The organism is Thermogemmatispora carboxidivorans (assembly GCF_000702505.1).
GTDB classification, from domain to species: Bacteria; Chloroflexota; Ktedonobacteria; order Ktedonobacterales; family Ktedonobacteraceae; genus Thermogemmatispora; species Thermogemmatispora carboxidivorans.
Window position 1 is genome coordinate 189575 of record NZ_JNIM01000001.1, and the last position, 19385, is coordinate 208959.

The following is a 19385-nucleotide window of genomic DNA, read 5'->3' on the forward strand; positions in this document are numbered from 1 at the left end:
ATCGCCATGCCGGGCCGTGGACTGCTCCCCTGCTCTATGGGTGCAAGCTACTTGAGAGCGATGGCGAAGATGTGTAAGTGGCCGCCCAAGACCGTGCTCGGTAGCGTAATGCTCTTGACCGTCTTCTCCGGGTCGAGCGGCAGCTCGGCATAGAAGACGTAGGCGCGCTGGAGCTGCGGACCAGTGGGGCGATTATAGTAGGCGGTGACGATGGCAATACTGTTGCCGCAGCTCGGAGCGAAGGAGCCGCCCCCGAGGGTCCAGTCGCTCAGGCAGAGCGGCAGCGGCTGGAGAGAGCCATCGCTATAGTGGATCAGCACCTGGCCGTGAGCGCCTGAGGCATCGCTGTGATCGGCGGCGCCCAGCAGGGCCAGGGCGGTCTTATGGGCGCTCCCGTTCAGCGGGATCGTCTGACCGTTGGCCAGGTAGTTATTGTGGGCTCCTGAAGCCACATTTGGCCAGCCAAAGGTCACGCCATTATAGGTGAGTGGCTGCCAGGGAAAGACGCCGACGGCAGCCAGGGCCTGGGCCGAGTAGCTGGCCCCTGTACCGTCGAAGTTAGCGGCCTGGGGATTGCTATCATCGCTTGTACCAGCGTTATTGTAGAGGGTATCCTCTGCTACCTTTGTGGCCACAGCAAAGACGTGCAGCAGGCCCTGATTGACCGTAGCAGGCAGCGTCACACTTTTCACCGTCTTGCCGCTCTGCAGGGCCACCTCGGCGTAGAAAATGTAGGTCTTCACAAACTCCTGTCCCGTTGGCTGGTTCCGGTAGGGCAGCGTGACAAAGATGCCGTTGCCGAAGGACGGCCCGTTTGCCTTACCCTCATTCAAGGTCCAGTCGCTGAAGCCCAGCGTAAACGGCTGACGGCTGCCATCGCTATAGTTGACGTAGGCGGTACCGTACGAGGGGCCGCCGGAGGCCGCGCCCAGAAAGGCCAACAGACTGGCATTCTTCTGAGGAGCGACTGGCAGCGTTTGGCCGGCGGCGATATAGTTATTGAGCTGGCCGGCGGCGGCGTTAGGCCACTGAAAGACCACGCCAGACACGCCGCGGTAGAAGGCATTATCGCCGGGATTGATCCCTGCCTGTTGCAGGGCTTGCAGCGAATAGCTATGGCCGGCATTGTCGAAATTGGCCTGGGCGGGCAGGTGGTCGTCGCTGACCCCAATATTGTTGTAGCTCCCATAGAGGCCCCTGGTAGCAATCGAGAAAATGTGCAGGCGGCTGGGGCTGGCAGGTGCGGGCGGCAGTGTCACGCTCTTAATGGTTTTGGTCGCATCGACTGCCACATCGGTGTAAAACAGGTAGACCGTCACTGGTTGCTGGCCGCCGGGTCCATTGCGGTAGCTCATCGTTGCCACCGGCTTATTATTAAAGGCGGGGGTATTGCTGGTCCAATCGGTCAGGCCGAGCGTAAACGGCTGAGTCGAGCCGTCGCTGTAGTTAATGCGGGCGGTGCCGCTGGTTGATCCCTGGGTAGCCGAGCCGAGGAAGGCCACCAGTGTCACGCCTGGGCCGCTATTCAGGGGGATCGTCTGACCGTTGGCCTGGTAATTGTCCTTGACCCCGGCGGGCAGGTCTGGCCAGATGAAAGCCAGGCCATTGCAGAGTACACTTGCGCCTGGGGTAATGCCAGCTTGTGCCAGGGCTGTTGCAGAGTAGCTGTAGCCCAGGCCATCGTAGTTCGCTGCCTGCACATTTTGTGTAAAATCGTCGCTGATGCCGACATTATTGTAAGTCACTGGTGGGGGAGGGGCGCTGCTCTTATTGAGCAGGCCGTAGACGGTCAGCGTTGTCTTGGTTGGCACGAAGACCCGGCCATCGGCGATAGTTGGCGTACTGAACTTCACATAGCTATCGAGCGTATCGTAGTCCGGGTCCTGGGCGCTGCTGTACAGCTCATGGCCCAGATTGGTTGCATCGTAGGCGCGCAGGGCGCCGCCTGGATCGATCAGCCACAGGATGCCGTTGCTTGTCCCATTGCTAGAGAGGGAGGGATTGCCGCCGGAGAAGAGGAAGCTTCTCTCGGGCGTCTGGGAGCTTGGTGTTGGCGGAAGCAAGACCTGTCCTTTCCCGTTACGCTGCAAGCGGTAAGCCAGCGTAGGGTGTCCGACGCTGGAGACGTAGACATATTCCGCGCTCGCGCTGCGCCAGTAGGCGGGGGTGCCATACATGCCGCCGACGGTACTGGGAGGTGTTTCCTGCAGCACCTGATCCAGATCGGTGCGGCTCCGATTAGCCTCCGTGCAGGGCTGACTGACTGTCGTAAACTGGCCCAGCTTATTGGTGTCCAGCACATAGATGCGGCCCTCCTTGCCGCCGCTGATCAACTCCTGGTAAGAAGGAAGCAGCAGGGGCCCGCCCGAGCCGAGGTCGGCGTCGGCCTCTCCCAGGCACTCCTGGTTGAAGGGCGCGAAGTAGTCCAACAGGCGCAGATCGGGGCTTAGTTTGACAAAGCTATCGCCCAGTGATGGGCGAGGAGCGGAAGGCTCAAAGTCGCCGTTGCCGCTGATAAAGTAGATATTGCCCTCGCTATCGGCGGCCAGGCCGCCGCCCCCGTGCCAGACGCCGGCGCCGGCCCCGTCGGGAGTCACGTTGAAGACGTGGGTTTGGCGGAAGCTGTTACCGTCGTAGGCATAGCTGATGATCCAGCCGTGGTAGGGCATATTGTCGCAGAACGATCCCCAGGCAATGTAAATCTGACCGTTAGCCAGCAGCAGGGCGGCGCGCTGGCGTTCGTAGCGGGGGTCGAAGCTCACGCTGCCGTTCTGGCTGCCGGCGCCCTGACCGGGGACGCTGGCGCGCACGACGACCGGGCTGCCGGGGCGCTCGCGCCCTGTGCTGATGTCAATGGCGTGAAGCCGATCGAAGAACTGTCCCCTACTATTCTCCGAAAAGGTCACAAAGAACATTGTCCGGGTGGCTGGATCAATGACCGGTGTACCGGTAATACCGACCTCCGGCACCGTATCGCCGCAAGCCACGTCCTCCCAGGAGACGGTCGTCTCACCGGGAGGCAGATAGTTGGCGCGCCAGAGCGGAGGAGGAACGCCGTTACTGCTCTGGGCATCGGCATCAAAGGCGTAGATGCTATCGTGCTCCGTGGCGACAAAGACCACATTGTGGGGGGTGCCATTGATGTTCAAATTGGGCACATAGAGTGGCTGGGCATAGATCTGACCGTCGACAGGGTAGGCTACCCGTTTGCCGAAGCTCTGGGCGTTGACATTGCCTGGGGTCAAGAGTGTTTCCGTCGTATTCTGGCCGCTGCGCCAATTATCGTTTTTGTAGGTCAACACAGCGGTGTGGCCGCTACTGCGGGGAGCTTTCGCCTGGGTTAGGCGAGTGTTGCTTGCCAGCTGAGTAGCGGAGCGCTCGGACTGGAGTCGGGCGCTCATGAAAGGACCGGGCAAGAGAGTGATGGCAAGGGCCAGGAGGCTCAGCAGCCCAAGCAGGGGCTGCTGCTGGCGAGAGAAACGGACCTGGCTCATCAATCCTCCTCCTCCTCTTCTTCTGTACCAGGATGCTGCTGCTTCCATGCAGCTTTAAGTGTAGTACTTTGCTGAATAATAGCCTGTGCTCGACAATCGCCAGAGCAGGTATAGAGTAGCAATTAAGCTGAATTATGAAGCTGCTCTAATTGTAGTGTAGAATAAAGGAAAAGGGAGGAGATATCTCGGGAGAAGGTGGAGAAGGGTGCTTTCTCAGCGTCGAGAGGAAGCTACCTTCTCCTCCAGGATCTGGCGAACCAGGCGCTCGGCCAGGGCGATCGAATAGTTCTGGCCGCGGTCGTGGGGATAGACCTGGAACATGTTGGCCAGCCAGAGGCCGGGGAGGGGGGTATTCAGAGGAGGGATATGCTCGCGGTAATCGGGGGTCACAATGGGTTGGGCGAAAGGGGCGCGGAACATCCAGCTCTCGCGCACCCAGGAGGGGTCGAAATCTGGGCGAATGCGGCGCAGGTGGGGCAAGAACTGGGTCAGGACCTCAGCTTTCTCCATCTGGAAGAGCGGGTCATCCATTGGGCGGTAATTGCCCAGGTAGAGCAGGTGGCGACCGCCGTACTCCTCGGGAGGGCGCAGGTTCGTATGTTCGACGATGCTCAGGAAGGGATAGCCTGGATCGCAGATATTGAGCCAATAGGTAGCTGTCAGGCGACGATCGAGGGCCAGAATCAGGCAGTGGGCGCCGTAGGCCTGGCCCCATTCGTAGCGAGCGCGGTAGTCAGGGGGCAGGGCTGGAATCAGGCGCAGGGTCAGGCGGGTAGCCAGGGTAGAGATGACCCGATCGACCGTCCAGGTGCCGCGAGTTGTGCGCACCTGCCAGCCGCCGGTGGCCAGGGGCTCGGCGCCTTCGATACGTGTTCCGAGCAGGATCTTGCCGCCGAGGGAAGTGATGCGTTCCGCCAGGCGGTCGTAGAGCTGTTGGAAGCCGCCTTTGAGGTAGCCCAGGCTGGTGGTGCGGTCGTGGAAGCGGGCCCAGAACCAGGGCAGAGCGATCTGCTCATGGAGGGAGCCGAACTTGCTCACGAAGAGTGGTTCAAAGACCAGTTCGTAGGCGCGTTTCCCCATCCAGCGTCGCAGCCAGGGGGCGGCGGTGCGACCTTCTAGTGGCCAGGAGGGAGAGAGTTTCAGGAAGGCGGCGACGGCCCCGACGCGCAGGCGCTCGTAGAAGCGCAGGGGGCGAAAGGCCAGCAGCGAGGTAGGCGAATCGAGGCGGTAGATCTGGCCTTCGATCAAGGACTCTGTGCGTGGTGTAGACCAGATCAGTTGTGGACCGAGGCCCAGCTCGTTGATCAAGCGAATAGCGGCGCGGTCGGTGCGGAAAAGGTGGTGATAGAACTTCTCCAACCAGATGCCTGGCGCGACCTGGAAGCCGGCGGCCAGGCCGCCGGGGACCTCCTCCTGCTCGAAGACCATCACTGACTGGCCGGCCTGAGCCAGGCGATAGGCGGCCACCAGACCGAGTGCGCCGCCACCGAAGATAGCGTATTGCATGGTGCGTATTGTGCTCCTCTCCCTGGTGCTTGCGATAGCCCTGACGTGTATGCGCGTAGCTCGGTAGCTCGTAGCTGGTTGTAGTCAGTAGCGTTGTGCTGGGGCGAAGCTAGCGGGGTAGCTGGCCATCTTACTCTCTCCTCTAGTGCCGAGTCGCCGTGGCGATTTGTGGTGCGTGCCTTGCGAACGGCGGGTTGTGGGAGGAGGAGAAGCGAGCGCCAGCCAGCCAGCCAGCAAAGTGAGCCAGCTGGATTGCTCGATCTACCGACGGGAGGGCCTCGCCTGCGTCCTTGCTCTCCTGCTGATTGGCATCTATTGTACCACAGCCGCGCGAGGCCTGTCAGCCCCAGGGAGCGCACTGCGGCCATCAAATCCCCCTATGGTATCTAGACAGACAAACGTTGCTTCCCCACTTTGACCTCATCGACGACTGGTAAGGCCAGCTTTGTGAATGAGCCTTTTTCTCCAGTGCTGTGATTTAACGAAAAGCGCGCTAGCCGAGTCAGGCATGGCAGATGAGAATGAATAAGCTGGCAAGCAGTAATATATGTATCATCCACCCAGTGGCTCCTTGCTTCCCTCGTAGCTGGAGAAGCGAGAAGGGCTGAAAAGAACCTGGAGAAGAGAGGGAACAACCCATGACCAATCTGAGTGTCTATCTGGTTAATCAGCCCTTGGAGCGGTTAGAGGAAATAGCTCAGCGTTATAACGGCATGGATCTGGAACTGGCGGTAGCCTATATCTCGGCTGGTGGAGTACTCGACCTTAGTCAGCTCATCAAAGCCGCCAGGCGGACGCGCATCACTGTAGGCGTCTCCCCTATCAATCGTGTAGCGGCTTTCAGGCGGCTTCAGGAACTGGGAGCCGAGGTCTTTATCTACCTGGCTGAGCCTGGCAGTGTTTTTCATCCCAAGGTCTATTATGGCGTCAACGAAAGGCTGGCCTGGGCCATGATCGGCTCTTCGAATCTGACCAGTAACGGCCTTGGACTCAACATAGAACTCAACCTGCTTGTTGAAGGGAGACGATTCACAGAGCCATTTACCAGGCTGGAGGCGATACTAGAAGGTTATCGGCGTCAGGCTCGTCCTTTGACGGAAGATCTTCTCAAGGAGTTAGAATCTGCAGAACAACGATTAGGAAGCTATATACATGAGAGGGCGTACACAAATTATTTGCGTACGAAAGGAATGAAGTCAGCGCCTCGTCCCACGCTCATTATTCCGGAGCAACTACAGAACCAGGCCCTGGAGGAGCTGGAGCGCTATCTGCAGGAAACGCGCATGGTCTATGCCTATCAAATGCTGCTGTGTCTTGTCATGCTAGTTTATGCTGATGAGCACGGTTTCTTTTCGCAGCAGCAGGCCGCGGCCTGCTTTCGGCGTTTCTACCAGCTACGTGATCGTGAGGAGTTACCGCGCGAGAGGCAGCGTGGTGGAAGGCGAGCAGCAATTGATGATCCAGAGCTTGAAGACAGTGCTTTCATAGAAATTATTCGTATTGACCCCTTTCCACGTCTTGAACGCCGGGGGCTACTAGAAGCCAGCCCCGAAGGAGATTACTACATCGTCAACCCAGCACTGATGCGAGCACTGACTCCTGACGTGCGAGCCAGACTACGCGAGCTGGCCATTCAGCGTCTCGTGCAGCATTTTGGTGAGGATCGGGTCACCATCGAGAGGTTAGTAGCGGAAGCCATTGGCTGAAAGCAGTGTGCCAGTCCTGGGATGGGGAAAGAGCGGCCTTGACGGGCATGCGCAATTCCCATACAATCTATTTAGAGGGGAGAGACGTGCAGCCAGCCGGTGAAGCTCAGGAACCATTGCGCACAGAAGATAAGACACCAGACCTTCGCTCGTCCGTTCGCCGTTCAGCTGTCAGCACCACACCGGCCCTGGTTCTGAAGGGAGGTCGGGCCATGACGTCTGCTTCTACACCACGGCCAGAGGAAGAGTGGCTGAGCCTGCGCGAGGCCGCAGAATTGCTGGGGATGCATCCGGCTACGGTGCGCCTATGGGCCGACCGCAATGCCTTGCCCTCACGACGTACTAGCGGCGGCCATCGCCGCTTTCGCCGCTCCGATATCGAGGCCCACTTGCGCCAGGAAAGCGAGCGCAAGCCACGCCCCGCCGCTCGACTCCTTGTGCAAAGCGTGCTGGGACGCGTGCGCGAGGCCTGGGCCGAAGGCGTCCTGGATCGCCTGCCCTGGCACCACCATTTCGATGAGGCCGCCCGCGAGGCCTATCGCCGCCTCGGACGACGCCTTCTGGAGCTACTGCTGCGCGCCCTGACAGACACAGGCGCCTACCCCGAGCTGCTACATGAGGCCGCTCACCTCGGCTACGAATATGGCTCGATTACCCGCACTTCCCACGTGCCAGTGGCCGACGCCGTGCGCGCCTTCCTCTATTTCCGCAGCCTCGTCGACGAAACCCTGATCCAACTGGCCGAAGTCCAGGGAACTCGCGATCATCAAGAAATACCCTGGGCCGAAAGCCTCTATCAAATCCAACGCCTGACGAACGAAATCTTGCCCGCCCTGATCGAGGCCGCCCTCGGCGAAAATGAAAATCAGCGGCCAGCTCTTGCCCAAACAACAGCCAACCCCCAGGCTCCAGAGGACTCCCCTGACCAACCCACCGAGAGCCTTCTCCCCAAAAGAGAAGAAAACACACGCCCAGGCCGCCTGGAGTAAGAGGAATGACCCAACAACTTACTCCTCTCCTCCCCATCTGCACTTAACCTCTCCCCCTCCCTCAAGCTACTCTCGCCGCCCACTGACCTTTCTCTCCTAGGAGGGAATGGCCCCACCCGCTACGAAAAAGGAAAGATCGGTGTATTATCACCTGTAAGCAAGACCGGCCCGCTACGCGCTGGGAGATGCGCAGGCGGCAGGTCTCAGCACTAATCTAGAAAGTATTCCATAACTTCCGGTCCACAATTGAATTAAAGATACATTCTGTGTTACAATATGAATATAACCCCGAAACGGTGCGGGGAAGGGTGGACTGGTGACTGGCGGCACCGCTCATTCGTTCGTGAATAAGGGTACGACCAGAATTAAGCACAGCAGTACTAAAGCCGTGTTCTTGTGGCGACTCCAGCCTGGAAGGCGGAGCGGCAAAAGCAGGCACGATTCTACATTTCCTGTGAAATCCACTCCATCGAGATAAACTGTCAGTTTCTGTTATCTGCTATTCTGGATATAAGGACCCACTTGACTCTCAAGCGACTCTCTGCCTTTGAGAGCGTGGGTCGAGGTTGTGAGAACCGTCTCCGAGAAAGATCAGCAGCCAGCAGAGCAGGTAGGGGAAGCCTCAGCGCAGACCCTGCCATGCGCTCAGAAAGCAAGCAAGCAGGAGAGAGAAGAAGGGATAGACTATGTCCGACGAGAGACAGATAGAGGTTCTCGAAGAGGGGTCGGCGGGAGAGAAGACGGAGGTGCTCCACCTCCCTGCTCGTCTGCCGGCTAACAGCCGGGCAGCTGCCGCGCAGCGACTGGAGGAGCGCCCTGAAAAACCGCCAGTGGGAGTGTACTATGAGACTCCTCATCTGATGACCCACCCGCACGGCTGGCGTCTCAGGCGCCACTATAAGCGCAAGAACCTCCATCGCAGTAATCTGCGCTACGCGCTGGCTGAGAAGATCGGCACCCAGTGGACGCTGATGCCCCTGGCCCTGATCTCGCTGGCGGTGGTCATCGTGCTCACCAGCGTGCTGGTTGGAGTAGCGGGTCTGGTCAACGCTACCGAGGAGCGCTTCGGACAACAGGTCGTCACTTTGGCTGATATTCTGCCCAAGGATAATCTGAAGATGTATGATGCCAGTGGTGGCCTGATCTATCAGATGACAAGCGAGGGTCTGCAAACAACGGTCCCGCTCTCCCAAATCTCTATCCATCTGCAGCATGCTGAAATCGCCATCGAAGACCAGAACTTCTGGAATAACCCAGGCTATGATATTACCGGCATTGTCCGTGCCGCCCTCGACGATCTGACCCACGGTCGCATTGTCTCTGGCGGCAGTACTATCACTCAGCAGCTCATTAAAAACGCCATTGTCGGTAATAAAGATACTATTATCAGGAAATTGCAAGAGATTATTCTTGCTCCACAGGTGACACGCTACTATACCAAGCAGCAGATTCTCTCCATGTACCTGAACACCGTCTACTACGGTGAGCAGGCTTATGGGGCGGAAGCGGCTGCTTTCACCTACTTCGGTCTCAAGGATAGCCCCACGAAGAAGGCTGCGGCTCAGCTCGATATCGCCCAGGCGGCCATGCTGGCTGGTATCCCCAGTTCGCCGATTGCCCGTGATCCCTTTGTCAATTGGCCAGCTGCCTTCCAGCGCGCCAAGGACGTGCTCCATCAGATGCGCATTCAGGGCTACATTACTGCCCAGCAGGAGCGGGCGGCTATTGTGGAGATGCAGCAGCCGAATTTCCTGCATCGCGGCGTAGTCAAGAACAGTTCCGATGCCCCACACTTCATCAATTATGCGCTTAACGAGCTGGCCCAGGTCTTGCATGTGAAGGTTCCTCAGCTCGCTCGCAGTGGGCTGATGGTCCACACGACGCTCGATCTCAGCCTCCAGAAGCAAGTCTTCACCATCGCGAAGCAGCAGATTCAGAAGATGGCCGCCCACCATATGAGCGATGCGGCGGTGGTAGTGATGGACCCGCATACGGGGGCCATCCGCACCCTGGTCGGCAATATTCACCCGAACGATCCCAACACAGGCCAATTCGACGTCGCAACCCAGGGTTATCGCCAGCCCGGTTCGGCCTTTAAGCCTTTCATCTATGCCACGGCCTTTGCTCAAGGAATCAGTCCGGGCATGCCGGTCTACGATGGCCCGTTGACCATTCAGATGTGCTGCGGCCTGCCGCCCTATACGCCGCATAACTATGATATGAGCTATCACGGCCTGATCACGTACCGTTTCGCTTTGCAGAACTCGTTTAATATCCCGGCGGTCAAGCTGCTGATGCAGGTCGGTGTTGATAAGGCTCTCAAGACGGCGGAGACGATGGGCATCACGGGCTATGTCGGTACGCCTAACTACACGATGGTGTTGGGCACGCTCGGCGTCCATCTCTTGGATATGACCGCCGCCTATGCCGTCTTTGATAACGGCGGTGTCCGTGTTCCACCGCATGCGATCGACACAGTGACTGACTCGCAGGGCAATCTGATCTATCGCTTCGTGCCGCAGGGGAAGCAGGTGATTAGCCGCCAGGTGGCCTTTGTGGTCACGAATGTCCTCAGCGATAACAATAACCGCACCTACGAGTTCGGCAAGTGCAGCGCCCTCTACCTCTATAGCAATACCCAGCAGCAGTGCTATGCTGGTAATCCCGGCGTGGTCCGCCCGGCGGCAGCTAAGACGGGAACGTCAGAGAACTTCATGGATAACTGGACAGTGGGCTATACGCCCGATGCGGTGGTGGGGGTCTGGGTCGGCAACGATGATAATTCGCCGATGCTCAATGTGATCGGTGTCGATGGCGCCGGCCCCATCTGGCATGATACGATGCTGCTGGTGGAAAAGGGTAAGCCTGTAAAGCAGTTCCCTGGCCCGCCTCCTGGCGTGGTCAAGAAGACGGTCTCCTATCAGGGACTGACCTCAACCGATTGGTATATTGTTCACAATGGCGAGTAGGATAGAGGCAATCGCCTCTATCCTACCTGAACGCCGAGACGTTCAAGCAGCCGCCAGCTAAGCTCGGCGCGGTACTTGATAGGCATGCGCCCGACGTGGCCGTGAGAGTCGGAGCCGGTGCTCAGCAGGAGGTCATGCTTGTTGACGTAGGCGAGATAGCTCTCGATCGTCTCAGGGCTGTGGTAGGGATGGTAGACCTCAATCCCGTCGAGCGGCACCTCGGCCCGTACTGCGTCCAGAAGGGCGGTGTCGTAGAAGGTAAAGCCTCGTTCCTGCCGCCCTGGATGAGCGATCAGGGCAACTCCCCCGCTGCGGTGAACGGCCTCGACGGTCACGGTCAACTCCGCATGGATGCTGCGCTGACCAGCCTCGCGCAGAATCTCCAGTGCCCGTGGCCAGTCCGGTGCATAGCCATGCTCGATGAGGAGAAAGGCATTATCGCGCAGCTGCCGCGGCTCGCCTCCGCTGGCAGCGAGCAGCTCGGCAGCACGCGGAAAACGGTAGCCGCGCTTCTGGAGGGTCTCATAGACCTCACGCGCCTGCTCTTGTTGCCGGCGCTTGACATCGGCAATGACCTCGCGTAACAGGGTGGTTTCGGGATCGAAGCCGTAGCAGAGGACATGCGCCGAGTGGTTGCGCCAGGTGGTGCTCATTTCAACGCCAACGAGCACGGGTAGCCCTTTGCTGGCAGCTAGCTGGCGCACTGTGTTGATGGTATCGACACGGTCATGATCGGTGACGGCGACCAGCGCAAAGCCTTCTCGAACCAGGTAGTCGATCAGTTGATCGGCTGGCCAGCGCCCATCACTGTAAGTGGTGTGCATGTGCAGGTCAATGGGCGCTTCTGGAGAAAGCTTGAGTGGTGCTGTGAACAGGTCCAATAGTGCACTCCTTCTACCGATAGAAATTCAATGGGGGTGGCCTTCATGGGCGTCCTTCCTCCCCGCCCGCTTCCTGGCTCGCTGCTGCCTCGCTCTCCTTTGGCCTCGCCTCCTTACCTCCTAGCGACGGAAGCAGTAGCCAACGCCACGTACGGTTTGGATGAGTTTGGGGTTGGCGGGATCTTCTTCGATCTTCTCTCGCAGCCAGCGCACGTGTACATCGACAGTGCGTGTGTCTCCTACATAGTCGTATCCCCAAACATTGTGGAGGAGCTGATCGCGAGTGAGCACTGTGCCGCGGTTACGCACCATATAGACCAGTAGATCGAACTGCTTGGGCTGCAGCTCGATTTCTTGATCGCGACAGAAGATACGTCGACCGTCGAGATCGATGCGCAAGGGACCAGCGACAAGCTCCCGCCTGGGCCGGGTGGGTGCTTCGGGACCGCCCCGAAGACTCTCTTCGTCAAAGGCGCTGCCGTACTCAACACGACGCAGCAAGGCCCGAATACGTGCCAGCAACTCCCGGCGCCCGAAGGGCTTGGTTACGTAGTCGTCTGCTCCCACTTCGAGGCCAACGACTTTGTCGATCTCGTCTCCTTTGGCTGTGAGCATGATGATGGGGATGGTGGCGGTCTCCGGCTCACGACGCAGCTGCCGGCAGACTTCCAGCCCATCGAGGCCAGGCAGCATGATGTCGAGAAGAATGACGTCGGGGCGCTCGCTCCGAGCCGCTTCCAGGGCACTGTAACCATCTGCCGCTGTGATCACCTGGTAGCCGGACTGCTCCAGGTTGTAGGCAATGGTTTCGACCAGAACCTCCTCATCATCTACGACGAGAATCTTGCGCGCCACGGTTCTTCTCCGTCCTCGTCTCTCTCTGGCTGGCTGAGCTAGAAAGGCATCACTCTGAATCACTTCATTTCATTATACTATATCGCTCATCTCCCTGCCCTGCCAGCCGGCGCGCGCTGACCCCAGTGTTGTCCGACGACTTTCATAGATGGTAGCATGAGATAACGAAGGCAGAGAGATCGGTGGCAAGGAGCTAGGAGCGCGCCTGAGACAACACGCGCATAGCCCGGCTGATCAGCCTATCTTATCCCCCTCTGTCTTGCTCAGCCACGGTCAGCCGCTTGAATCTCAGCGCTGGCTCCTGACCCTATCTTGAGGAAGAAGAAGTAAAGGAGACCCTGCTTATGACTCATCTCTATCTGATCCGGCATGCGGAGGCACTGAACGCTGTTCAGCGACGTTTCGGTGACCTGGACCTCACCCCTCGGGGGATCAGACAGGCCGAACGCCTGCGCGATCGCCTGGCTACAGGCGAAATCGCTGCCGATGTGCTGATCTCCAGTACCTTGCGCCGCGCCCATCAGACCGCTGAGATTATTGCACCAGCTCTGGGCCTCCCTGTTATCCTTGATGACGAGGTGCAGGAGATGCGCGAGGGACAGGCCAGCGGCTTGAGCGAGGAGGAGTTTGTCGCGCGTTTCGGCCTCCCCAATTTTGAAGAGAATCCTTTCCAGCCAGGCGCCCCAGAGGGCGAAAGCTGGCCAGAGTTCATGCTCCGTGTCGGGCGCGCCCTTCAGCGCATTACCCATGAGTATGCCGGGAAAACGATCGTGGTGGTCTGTCACGGCGGCGTCATCGATGGCTCGTTTATCTATTTCTTTGGCCTCAGCTCTTTTTCTCTACCATCGGTGCGCTTCTATACAGAAAATACCTCTATTACCCATTGGTACCACGGCACTTCGTTCCTACAAGAACGTGCCTGCTGGCATCTACGTTCTTATAACGATACCTGCCATCTTCGCGGTATGGAGTAAGCGACTCGTTTAGATCGTTGCCTCAGCCTCGCCCGTGGGCGAGGCTGACCGTCTGGCTACGGGCTGCTGATCGGCTGGCAGTGAACCAGACAAGAGCAGGTCACGGTCACTCGGACCAGCCGATCAGCGGGCATGCTCTCGTGATGCGCCCGTGTTGTAATGGAGTGGAAGGGGGGAAAATGGACAACAGGCAGAAGGGCAGGCGTAGCGCCTGGCCTCGTTTGTTAACCAGCCTTAAAGGTCATTTAACAAAGCCATAACATTGGCGCGCTACGATTCTGCTAGAACTGGTGTGAGTCGAGAACATGTCCCTGAAGCAAGGAGACACAACACATATGGTTGATGGCGGAGAGCCATCCCGGATTGTAGCCGTGGATAGTGCTATTGATGCGCGTAAATCTGTCTTGCACACCCTTGACAACAGTAGCCTCTCGGGCTTCCACTGGAAAGCGATGATCACCTCGGGCATGGGCTTCTTCACGGATGCCTATGACCTGTTTATTATCGGTGTTGTCCTCGCAATCCTGACGCCCCTCTGGCACCTCGGCAATTTCGAAATTTCCCTCGTTGGCAGCACCTCGCTGATCGCTGCGGCCCTTGGCTCAGTGATCTTCGGGCGTCTTGCCGACTTTGTGGGACGGCGCTCGATCTACGGCTTCACACTGCTGGTGCTGGCGGCGGGGGCCCTGGCTTCGGCGCTGGCGCCCAACGTCGTCTGGCTGATCATCTTTCGCTTCATCCTGGGCCTGGGGATCGGTGGCGATTACCCGCTCAGTGCCACGCTGATGAGCGAGTACGCCAATCGGCGCGACCGTGGGAAGCTGGTGACGATGGTCTTTGCGATGCAGGGGGTCGGTCTGATCCTGGGTCCCCTGGTGGCAATTGCGCTGCTGCTGGCTGGACTGGACCACGATCTGACCTGGCGTATTATGCTGGCTCTGGGTGCTGTGCCCGCGCTGGCCACCTTCTATCTGCGTCGCCAGATCGCTGAAACGCCCCGCTTCGCCTTAATGATGCAGGGCGACCTGGAGGCCGCTGCGGAGACAGTTGGGCGGGTGACGGGTCAGAATGGCCATGCTCACAACGGTGCTGGCTCCTCGTTGTGGACTCAACCGTCGGCTCAGAACGCTCAGCCTGAGTCGGCCAAGAGCAAGAAACGCTCCTGGCTTCCGTTGCTCTGGCGCGCCCCGTACCTGCGCTGGCTGATCGGTACCGCCGGCTCCTGGTTGCTGCTCGATATCGCTTACTATGGGACGACCATCTCTAGCCCGCTGGTGTTGAAGGCACTGAATGCCCACTCCAGCCTGCTGCTCAACATGGTCTATACGCTGCTCATCTTCCTGGTGGCCGCTTTCCCCGGCTATATTATAGCTGCGCTGACCATTGACCGCCTGGGGCGCAGGTGGATTCAGTGTGTGGGCTTCGCCATGATGGCCCTGGCCTACGGGCTGCTGGCGGTTTTCCCGGCCTTGACCCAGCTCACGGTGCCCTTCTTGTTGGTCTACGGTGTGAGCTACTTCTTCACCGAGTTCGGCCCGAATGTGACCACCTTCGTCTATCCCGCTGAGATCTTCCCGGTGATGGTCCGCTCCACCGCGCATGGCATTGCCGCTGCTCTGGGCAAAGTGGGCGCCTTTATCGGGGCCTTGATCTTCCCCTTCCTGCTCAGTAGCTTCCATCTGCCGGGCGTGATGACTTTCACGGCCATTATCTCGGTGGCTGGCCTGGTCCTGACCTTGCTCACCCTCCCCGAACCCAGCGGTCGCTCGCTGGAAGAGATCTCGGGAGAGTATAAGCTGGTCGAGAGCGAGGCGCTTTCCTCCTCCTCCGCCTCCCCTCTGCTCACTGAGAAAGTGGCCGTCGGTGAGCTGCTTTCGCGCTGAGGCTGGCTTTCTGCTGGCTGCCTGCCCGCCGCGAGACGGCTCCCGCGGCAACTGGCGAGGAACGTTAGCCAGCAACATGGTAGAGTGTAACGACGGCGTGTACAATAGCTCCTGAGAGCGCGCCGTCTTTTTCTTTGCTCGCTGCCTGGGGGTCCTTCCCGGACAGCGAGGCGAAGGGCCAGAAAGCTAGCCGGCGCCGAGGTCGGCTTGACTCACCCGGCCTGGAGACCTTCGACGGCCAGCAGCCCAGCCCGCGGTGTGGCGGAAAACCAGGCCGGGTGAGGGCAGAAAGGAGAAAGCTCTTGGCATGAATATTATCGATTTCTTCCGACTGGAGCAGCGTCGCCTTCACCAGTGGATGCGCACTAGCGTGAGCGATCTCAGTGTGGAGGAATGGCACTATCAAGGGCAGGGCCAGGCCACTACCATCGCCTTTCTACTCTGGCACTGTGTGCGCACGGAAGATAATATTTTGCGCTTCATCTTGCAAGGCCGGCAACCGATCTGGAACGAGGAGGAGTGGCATACGCGCCTGGGCTTGCCGCCGCGCGTGCAGGGCACCGGCATGAGCGCGGAGGAGGCCCGGCAGTTTCGGATCGCTGACCCGGCTTTGTTTCTCCAATATGCGGCCCGCGTTTGGCAGGAGTTTGAAGACTATCTGGCGGCTATCGAAGATGGCGGAGCTGAGTTGTCTGCACGCATCGTGAAGGTCAAGCCTCTTGGCGAGATGCCGGCCATCCAGGCGATTGGCCAGATCTGCCTGACGCATTGCTTTACGCATCTCGGTGAGATCGCCCACATTCGTGGCGAGCTGAACAAGCAAGGGATGCCCATCTGAGCTGAGGCAGCTGCCGGAGCGGCCTGGTGGCGAGCGCGACGCTCTTCTCGCCTGGCTCGCTATTCGACGCCGAGGTCCCACGCCTGTTGGAGATCGGCCCGCGAGTAGCACTGAAAGGCCATCAGGGTGTGCGTGCGCGTAATCGTCGGGATGGCGGTCATCTTCCCCGTCACCACTTCAGCCAGATCTTCATAGCGAGGCAGGCGCAGCAGCGCCACCAGGTCGTAGTCGCCGGTGACCGAATATACCTCGGCGACACCGGCGATCTCCAGCAAGCGCTGGGCCGTCTCGTTGATTTGCCCTCGCTCAACGTTCATCAACACCAGGGCCGTAATCATCGCTTTCCCTCCTTCTTCTTCTTGTGCTTGGAAAAAGCCTGCTTGCGCATGAGTAGCATACATGCCCCTCTCATCCCATTCTGAAGCCAGATGCTTGCTGCCAGGGGCGAAGCAAGTGCAACCAGGGGCCGCCCACCACCGCCTGTGCAGGCTGAGCGTCAGAGGAGCAAGTGAGCAGGGAAGGTCGATTCGATTCCTTTCCTTTCCTTTCCTTTCCTTCCCATATTCGCTTGCTTACTGGCCGATCAGCCTGCGCCAGGTGCGCTCTCTCCCTTCCGGCTCAGAGCTGGGGTCTGAGCCAGAGCCTGGCCATTCCTTCCATCTCCCTATGCCTGAAAGACGGGTGGTGGTGGCACAGTGGGTAGCTCCATACTTAGCCCTATGCCCTTGAGCTTCTTGCGGAGCGACTCAATGGCGTAGCGCGGAGTCTGCCAGGGATCAAGGTGGGCTGCCAGGTACTGCGGAATCTGGCTCTCTGGAGGGGTCAGGCCGGCCAGGGCGGTTGGCAGATACTTCTGAACGGCAGCGTAGACGATCTGCGCCTGTTCGTGGTTCTGCTGGATCATATCGCGCAGAAACTTGATGCCGAAGAGCACATGGCGCGACTCGTCGCGGGCCACCGCGGTAAAGCCGGCACGGAAGGCGGGGAAGAGATTGAACTGCCGATAGGTCTCCAAGATGGAGCGCTGGCCGGCTAAAGCCATTGTCCCCTCAACGACGATATGGTAGAGCGTGACCCCTTCGATCAGATGGGCGAGCTGGCCCGGCTCCTGGCGGATACGCTCGGCGATCGCAGCCAGCTCCTTGATCAGAATGGTCTGCAGATGTTCGTTCATATATCCGACAGCCACCTGCAAAGCGCCATCGAGGCTATCCTGCTCCACGCCCAGCACCTCGCGAAAGAAGCGGTCAAAGAAGACCGTATGGCGGGCCTCGTCGACGAGCTGGGTGGTCAAGAAGAGCCGCATCTCCTCATCAGGCATAGCCACCACGTAGGGAGCCAGGGTATTCGTCACGCACTCTTCCCCTTTGAAGAAGGCTGAGAGGCCATACATGCGGGCCTGCCGCTCCTCGTGGGGCATAGCCTGCCACTGCTGGCGGTCGTAACTGAAATCCAGCTCCTGGGCCTGCCACTGCTGGCGCTCCCAGCGATAGTAGAGCTCGCGGTAGCTGGGCAGGTGGACCAGTCCCTGATCGATGATATTGAGCACCGCATCGATCGGTGTCGCCTGCAGCTGGGCGAGGGGAGCAGTCTCCAACGGGTTGCTATGAGGGCTGTTGGACATAACGCCTCCTCAGCTCCTTCTTATCGATCTTGCCCACGAGGTTACGCGGCAGCGAGTCGACAAACTCGATCTCGCTTGGCGTCTTGTAATTGGCCAGATATTCGCGGCAGAAAGCTTTGAGTGTCTCAGCATCGATCGGCTCGCGGGTCACTACGAAAGCCTTCACCTCCTCGCCCATGCGCTCGGAGGGGACGCCGACCACGGCGGACTCGATGACCGCGGGATGGCGGTTGAGAACCTCCTCAACATCGCGCGGATAGATGTTAAAGCCGCCGCGAATAATCAGGTCCTTCTTACGCTCCACCACGTAGATGTAGCCGTCCTCGTCCATGCGTCCCATGTCACCGGTATGGAGCCAGCCATTGCGCATGGCCGCTGCGGTCTCCTCGGGCATATTGTAGTACTGCTGCATGACATTGGGACCGCGGGCAATGATCTCGCCTACCTCGCCTACCGGCACGTCCTGATCGTTCTCATCGACGATACGGATCTCGACGCCTGGTAGCGGCTTGCCGACCGAGCCTGGCTTGCGGGGCATCTCGCGATTGTGGCCCGTGAGCGCGGCGGTCGCTTCTGAGAGGCCGTAGCCTTCGAGGATGCGGCAGCCGAACTTCTTTTCGAAGGCTTCCAGCACAGCCACTGGCAGGGGGGCCGAACCGCTGACGCAGTACTGCAGGCTGCTGGTGTCGTACTTGTCGGCATCGGAGCTATAGAGCAGGGCCACGAACATGGCCGGCACGCCAGCAAAGCCGGAGACGCGATAGCGCTCGATAGCCGAGAAGACGGCGGTGGTATCGAAGCGCGGCAGCATGACGATGCGCGCACCATTCAGGTAGGCCACATTGGAAGCTACCAGACCAAAGGCATGGGCCAGAGGTAGGATGGCCAGATGCGTTTCACCCTGACTCTCAGCGGCGCTTGGGTCCTCATCGCCGCCAACGCCTCGTCCGCTAACGGCATTGGCGACAAGGTTGCGGTGGGAGAGCATGACCCCCTTGGGGCGGCCCGTAGTGCCGGAAGTATAGAGGATGACGGCGGTGTCATCGGGACTCAGATCGATGCCGGGCAGGTCGCTCAGGTAGTAGTCGGCGTAATCTGCGCCGCGGGCGAGGACATCCTGGTAAGCGTGGATCTGGGCCCTTCCCTCTGGAAGAGTGTTTCCTGCTCCAGCTGCTGCCGCGTCGCTGACACAGATAATCTGTTCCAGGGTAGGGACCTGGGCCAGAGTAGAGCTGTGGAGCGGGAGCAGGAGCGGGCTGGTGATCAGCAGGCGAGCCCCCGAGTTCTGGGCAATATACTGCACCTCGGGCGGCTTCAGTAGAGGAAGAACGGGGATAACGATGGCGCCGGCACGCGCAATGGCCTGGTAGGAGATAATCACCTCGGGACAGTTCGGGATCATCACCATTACGCGGTCGCCAGGCTGTATGCCGAGCGCGTGCAGGCCAGCGGCCAGTTGCACGGCCTCACGGGCGATTTCCACATTGGTATAGCGGCGGGGCTCAGCCAGCTGGGGGTCCTCATAGACCAGGGCCTCGTAGGCGCCAAAGCGCTGGCAGTTGTAGATCGCCAGGTCGTATTGAAGCCGCAGGTCAGCGATGTCCCTGATGTTCCTGGCTTCGACCATGCGCAAACCTCCTTGTTAGTCGACCGATGGACAGTCACT

13 protein-coding genes are annotated in these 19385 nt (G+C 59.4%); 6 read left to right on the forward strand and 7 right to left on the reverse strand.

The window, feature by feature from the left end:
* Positions 1–47 precede the first annotated feature (47 nt).
* Both N688_RS00720 and N688_RS00725 read right to left on the reverse strand, forming a co-directional pair.
* The gene (locus N688_RS00720; RefSeq protein WP_052887492.1) at positions 48–3494 is read right to left on the reverse strand and encodes a hypothetical protein; all 3447 of its coding nucleotides are present in this window, start codon (positions 3492–3494) and stop codon (positions 48–50) included.
* A gap of 213 nt (positions 3495–3707) precedes the next feature.
* Complete coding sequence (locus N688_RS00725; protein WP_052887493.1) at positions 3708–5000, reverse strand: NAD(P)/FAD-dependent oxidoreductase; 1293 nt, start codon at positions 4998–5000, stop codon at positions 3708–3710.
* A 638-nt stretch (positions 5001–5638) separates the two neighbouring features.
* On the opposite strand from N688_RS00725, the gene N688_RS00730 reads away from it, so the two are divergent.
* From N688_RS00730 to N688_RS00740, 3 genes are all read left to right on the forward strand, one after another.
* Positions 5639–6706, forward strand: coding sequence for a phospholipase D-like domain-containing protein (locus tag N688_RS00730; protein ID WP_052887494.1), 1068 nt, complete (start codon positions 5639–5641; stop codon positions 6704–6706).
* Positions 6707–6918: 212 nt separating this feature from the next.
* Positions 6919–7695 (forward strand): helix-turn-helix domain-containing protein, encoded by a 777-nt coding sequence (locus N688_RS00735; RefSeq protein WP_162179466.1) that lies wholly within the window; start codon positions 6919–6921, stop codon positions 7693–7695.
* Positions 7696–8381: 686 nt separating this feature from the next.
* The gene (locus tag N688_RS00740; protein ID WP_052887496.1) at positions 8382–10664 is read left to right on the forward strand and encodes a transglycosylase domain-containing protein; all 2283 of its coding nucleotides are present in this window, start codon (positions 8382–8384) and stop codon (positions 10662–10664) included.
* 17 nt (positions 10665–10681) lie between these two features.
* Here N688_RS00740 and N688_RS00745 read toward each other — a convergent pair whose 3' ends face one another.
* Complete coding sequence (locus N688_RS00745) at positions 10682–11545, reverse strand: PHP domain-containing protein (protein WP_052887497.1); 864 nt, start codon at positions 11543–11545, stop codon at positions 10682–10684.
* Between the two features lie 120 nt (positions 11546–11665).
* Positions 11666–12400: a response regulator transcription factor gene (locus tag N688_RS00750; RefSeq protein ID WP_052887498.1), complete on the reverse strand. Its 735-nt coding sequence runs from the start codon at positions 12398–12400 to the stop codon at positions 11666–11668.
* A 344-nt stretch (positions 12401–12744) separates the two neighbouring features.
* Here N688_RS00750 and N688_RS00755 point away from each other — a divergent pair, with 344 nt between their 5' ends.
* From N688_RS00755 to N688_RS00765, 3 genes are all read left to right on the forward strand, one after another.
* Complete coding sequence (locus N688_RS00755) at positions 12745–13374, forward strand: histidine phosphatase family protein (protein WP_052887499.1); 630 nt, start codon at positions 12745–12747, stop codon at positions 13372–13374.
* A gap of 335 nt (positions 13375–13709) precedes the next feature.
* Entirely contained in the window at positions 13710–15257 is a 1548-nt protein-coding gene (locus tag N688_RS00760; RefSeq protein WP_081838371.1) for an MFS transporter, read from the forward strand.
* Between the two features lie 307 nt (positions 15258–15564).
* Positions 15565–16095, forward strand: coding sequence for a DinB family protein (locus N688_RS00765; protein ID WP_052887500.1), 531 nt, complete (start codon positions 15565–15567; stop codon positions 16093–16095).
* Between the two features lie 59 nt (positions 16096–16154).
* Here N688_RS00765 and N688_RS00770 read toward each other — a convergent pair whose 3' ends face one another.
* From N688_RS00770 to N688_RS00780, 3 genes are all read right to left on the reverse strand, one after another.
* Positions 16155–16433, reverse strand: a complete 279-nt coding sequence (locus N688_RS00770) for an Lrp/AsnC family transcriptional regulator (protein ID WP_052887501.1) — start codon at positions 16431–16433, stop codon at positions 16155–16157.
* A 326-nt stretch (positions 16434–16759) separates the two neighbouring features.
* Positions 16760–17719 carry a ribonucleotide-diphosphate reductase subunit beta gene (locus N688_RS00775; RefSeq protein ID WP_052887502.1) on the reverse strand — a complete coding sequence of 320 codons (960 nt, stop codon included), beginning with the start codon at positions 17717–17719 and terminating at the stop codon, positions 16760–16762.
* Positions 17700–19346 carry a long-chain-fatty-acid--CoA ligase gene (locus N688_RS00780; RefSeq protein ID WP_081838372.1) on the reverse strand — a complete coding sequence of 549 codons (1647 nt, stop codon included), beginning with the start codon at positions 19344–19346 and terminating at the stop codon, positions 17700–17702. Before N688_RS00780 ends, N688_RS00775 begins: the two co-directional genes overlap by 20 nt.
* Between the last annotated feature and the right edge of the window lie 39 nt (positions 19347–19385).

What these genes read in the sequence shown, in the direction of transcription:
- N688_RS00765 (WP_052887500.1), top strand. Translation starts at nt 15,565, where the DNA reads ATGAATATTATCGATTTCTTCCGACTGGAGCAGCGTCGCCTTCACCAG.
- N688_RS00740 (WP_052887496.1), top strand. Translation starts at nt 8,382, where the DNA reads ATGTCCGACGAGAGACAGATAGAGGTTCTCGAAGAGGGGTCGGCGGGA.
- N688_RS00725 (WP_052887493.1), bottom strand. Translation starts at nt 5,000, where the DNA reads ATGCAATACGCTATCTTCGGTGGCGGCGCACTCGGTCTGGTGGCCGCC.
- N688_RS00780 (WP_081838372.1), bottom strand. Translation starts at nt 19,346, where the DNA reads ATGGTCGAAGCCAGGAACATCAGGGACATCGCTGACCTGCGGCTTCAA.
- N688_RS00730 (WP_052887494.1), top strand. Translation starts at nt 5,639, where the DNA reads ATGACCAATCTGAGTGTCTATCTGGTTAATCAGCCCTTGGAGCGGTTA.
- N688_RS00735 (WP_162179466.1), top strand. Translation starts at nt 6,919, where the DNA reads ATGACGTCTGCTTCTACACCACGGCCAGAGGAAGAGTGGCTGAGCCTG.
- N688_RS00760 (WP_081838371.1), top strand. Translation starts at nt 13,710, where the DNA reads ATGGTTGATGGCGGAGAGCCATCCCGGATTGTAGCCGTGGATAGTGCT.
- N688_RS00720 (WP_052887492.1), bottom strand. Translation starts at nt 3,494, where the DNA reads ATGAGCCAGGTCCGTTTCTCTCGCCAGCAGCAGCCCCTGCTTGGGCTG.
- N688_RS00775 (WP_052887502.1), bottom strand. Translation starts at nt 17,719, where the DNA reads ATGTCCAACAGCCCTCATAGCAACCCGTTGGAGACTGCTCCCCTCGCC.
- N688_RS00755 (WP_052887499.1), top strand. Translation starts at nt 12,745, where the DNA reads ATGACTCATCTCTATCTGATCCGGCATGCGGAGGCACTGAACGCTGTT.
- N688_RS00770 (WP_052887501.1), bottom strand. Translation starts at nt 16,433, where the DNA reads ATGATTACGGCCCTGGTGTTGATGAACGTTGAGCGAGGGCAAATCAAC.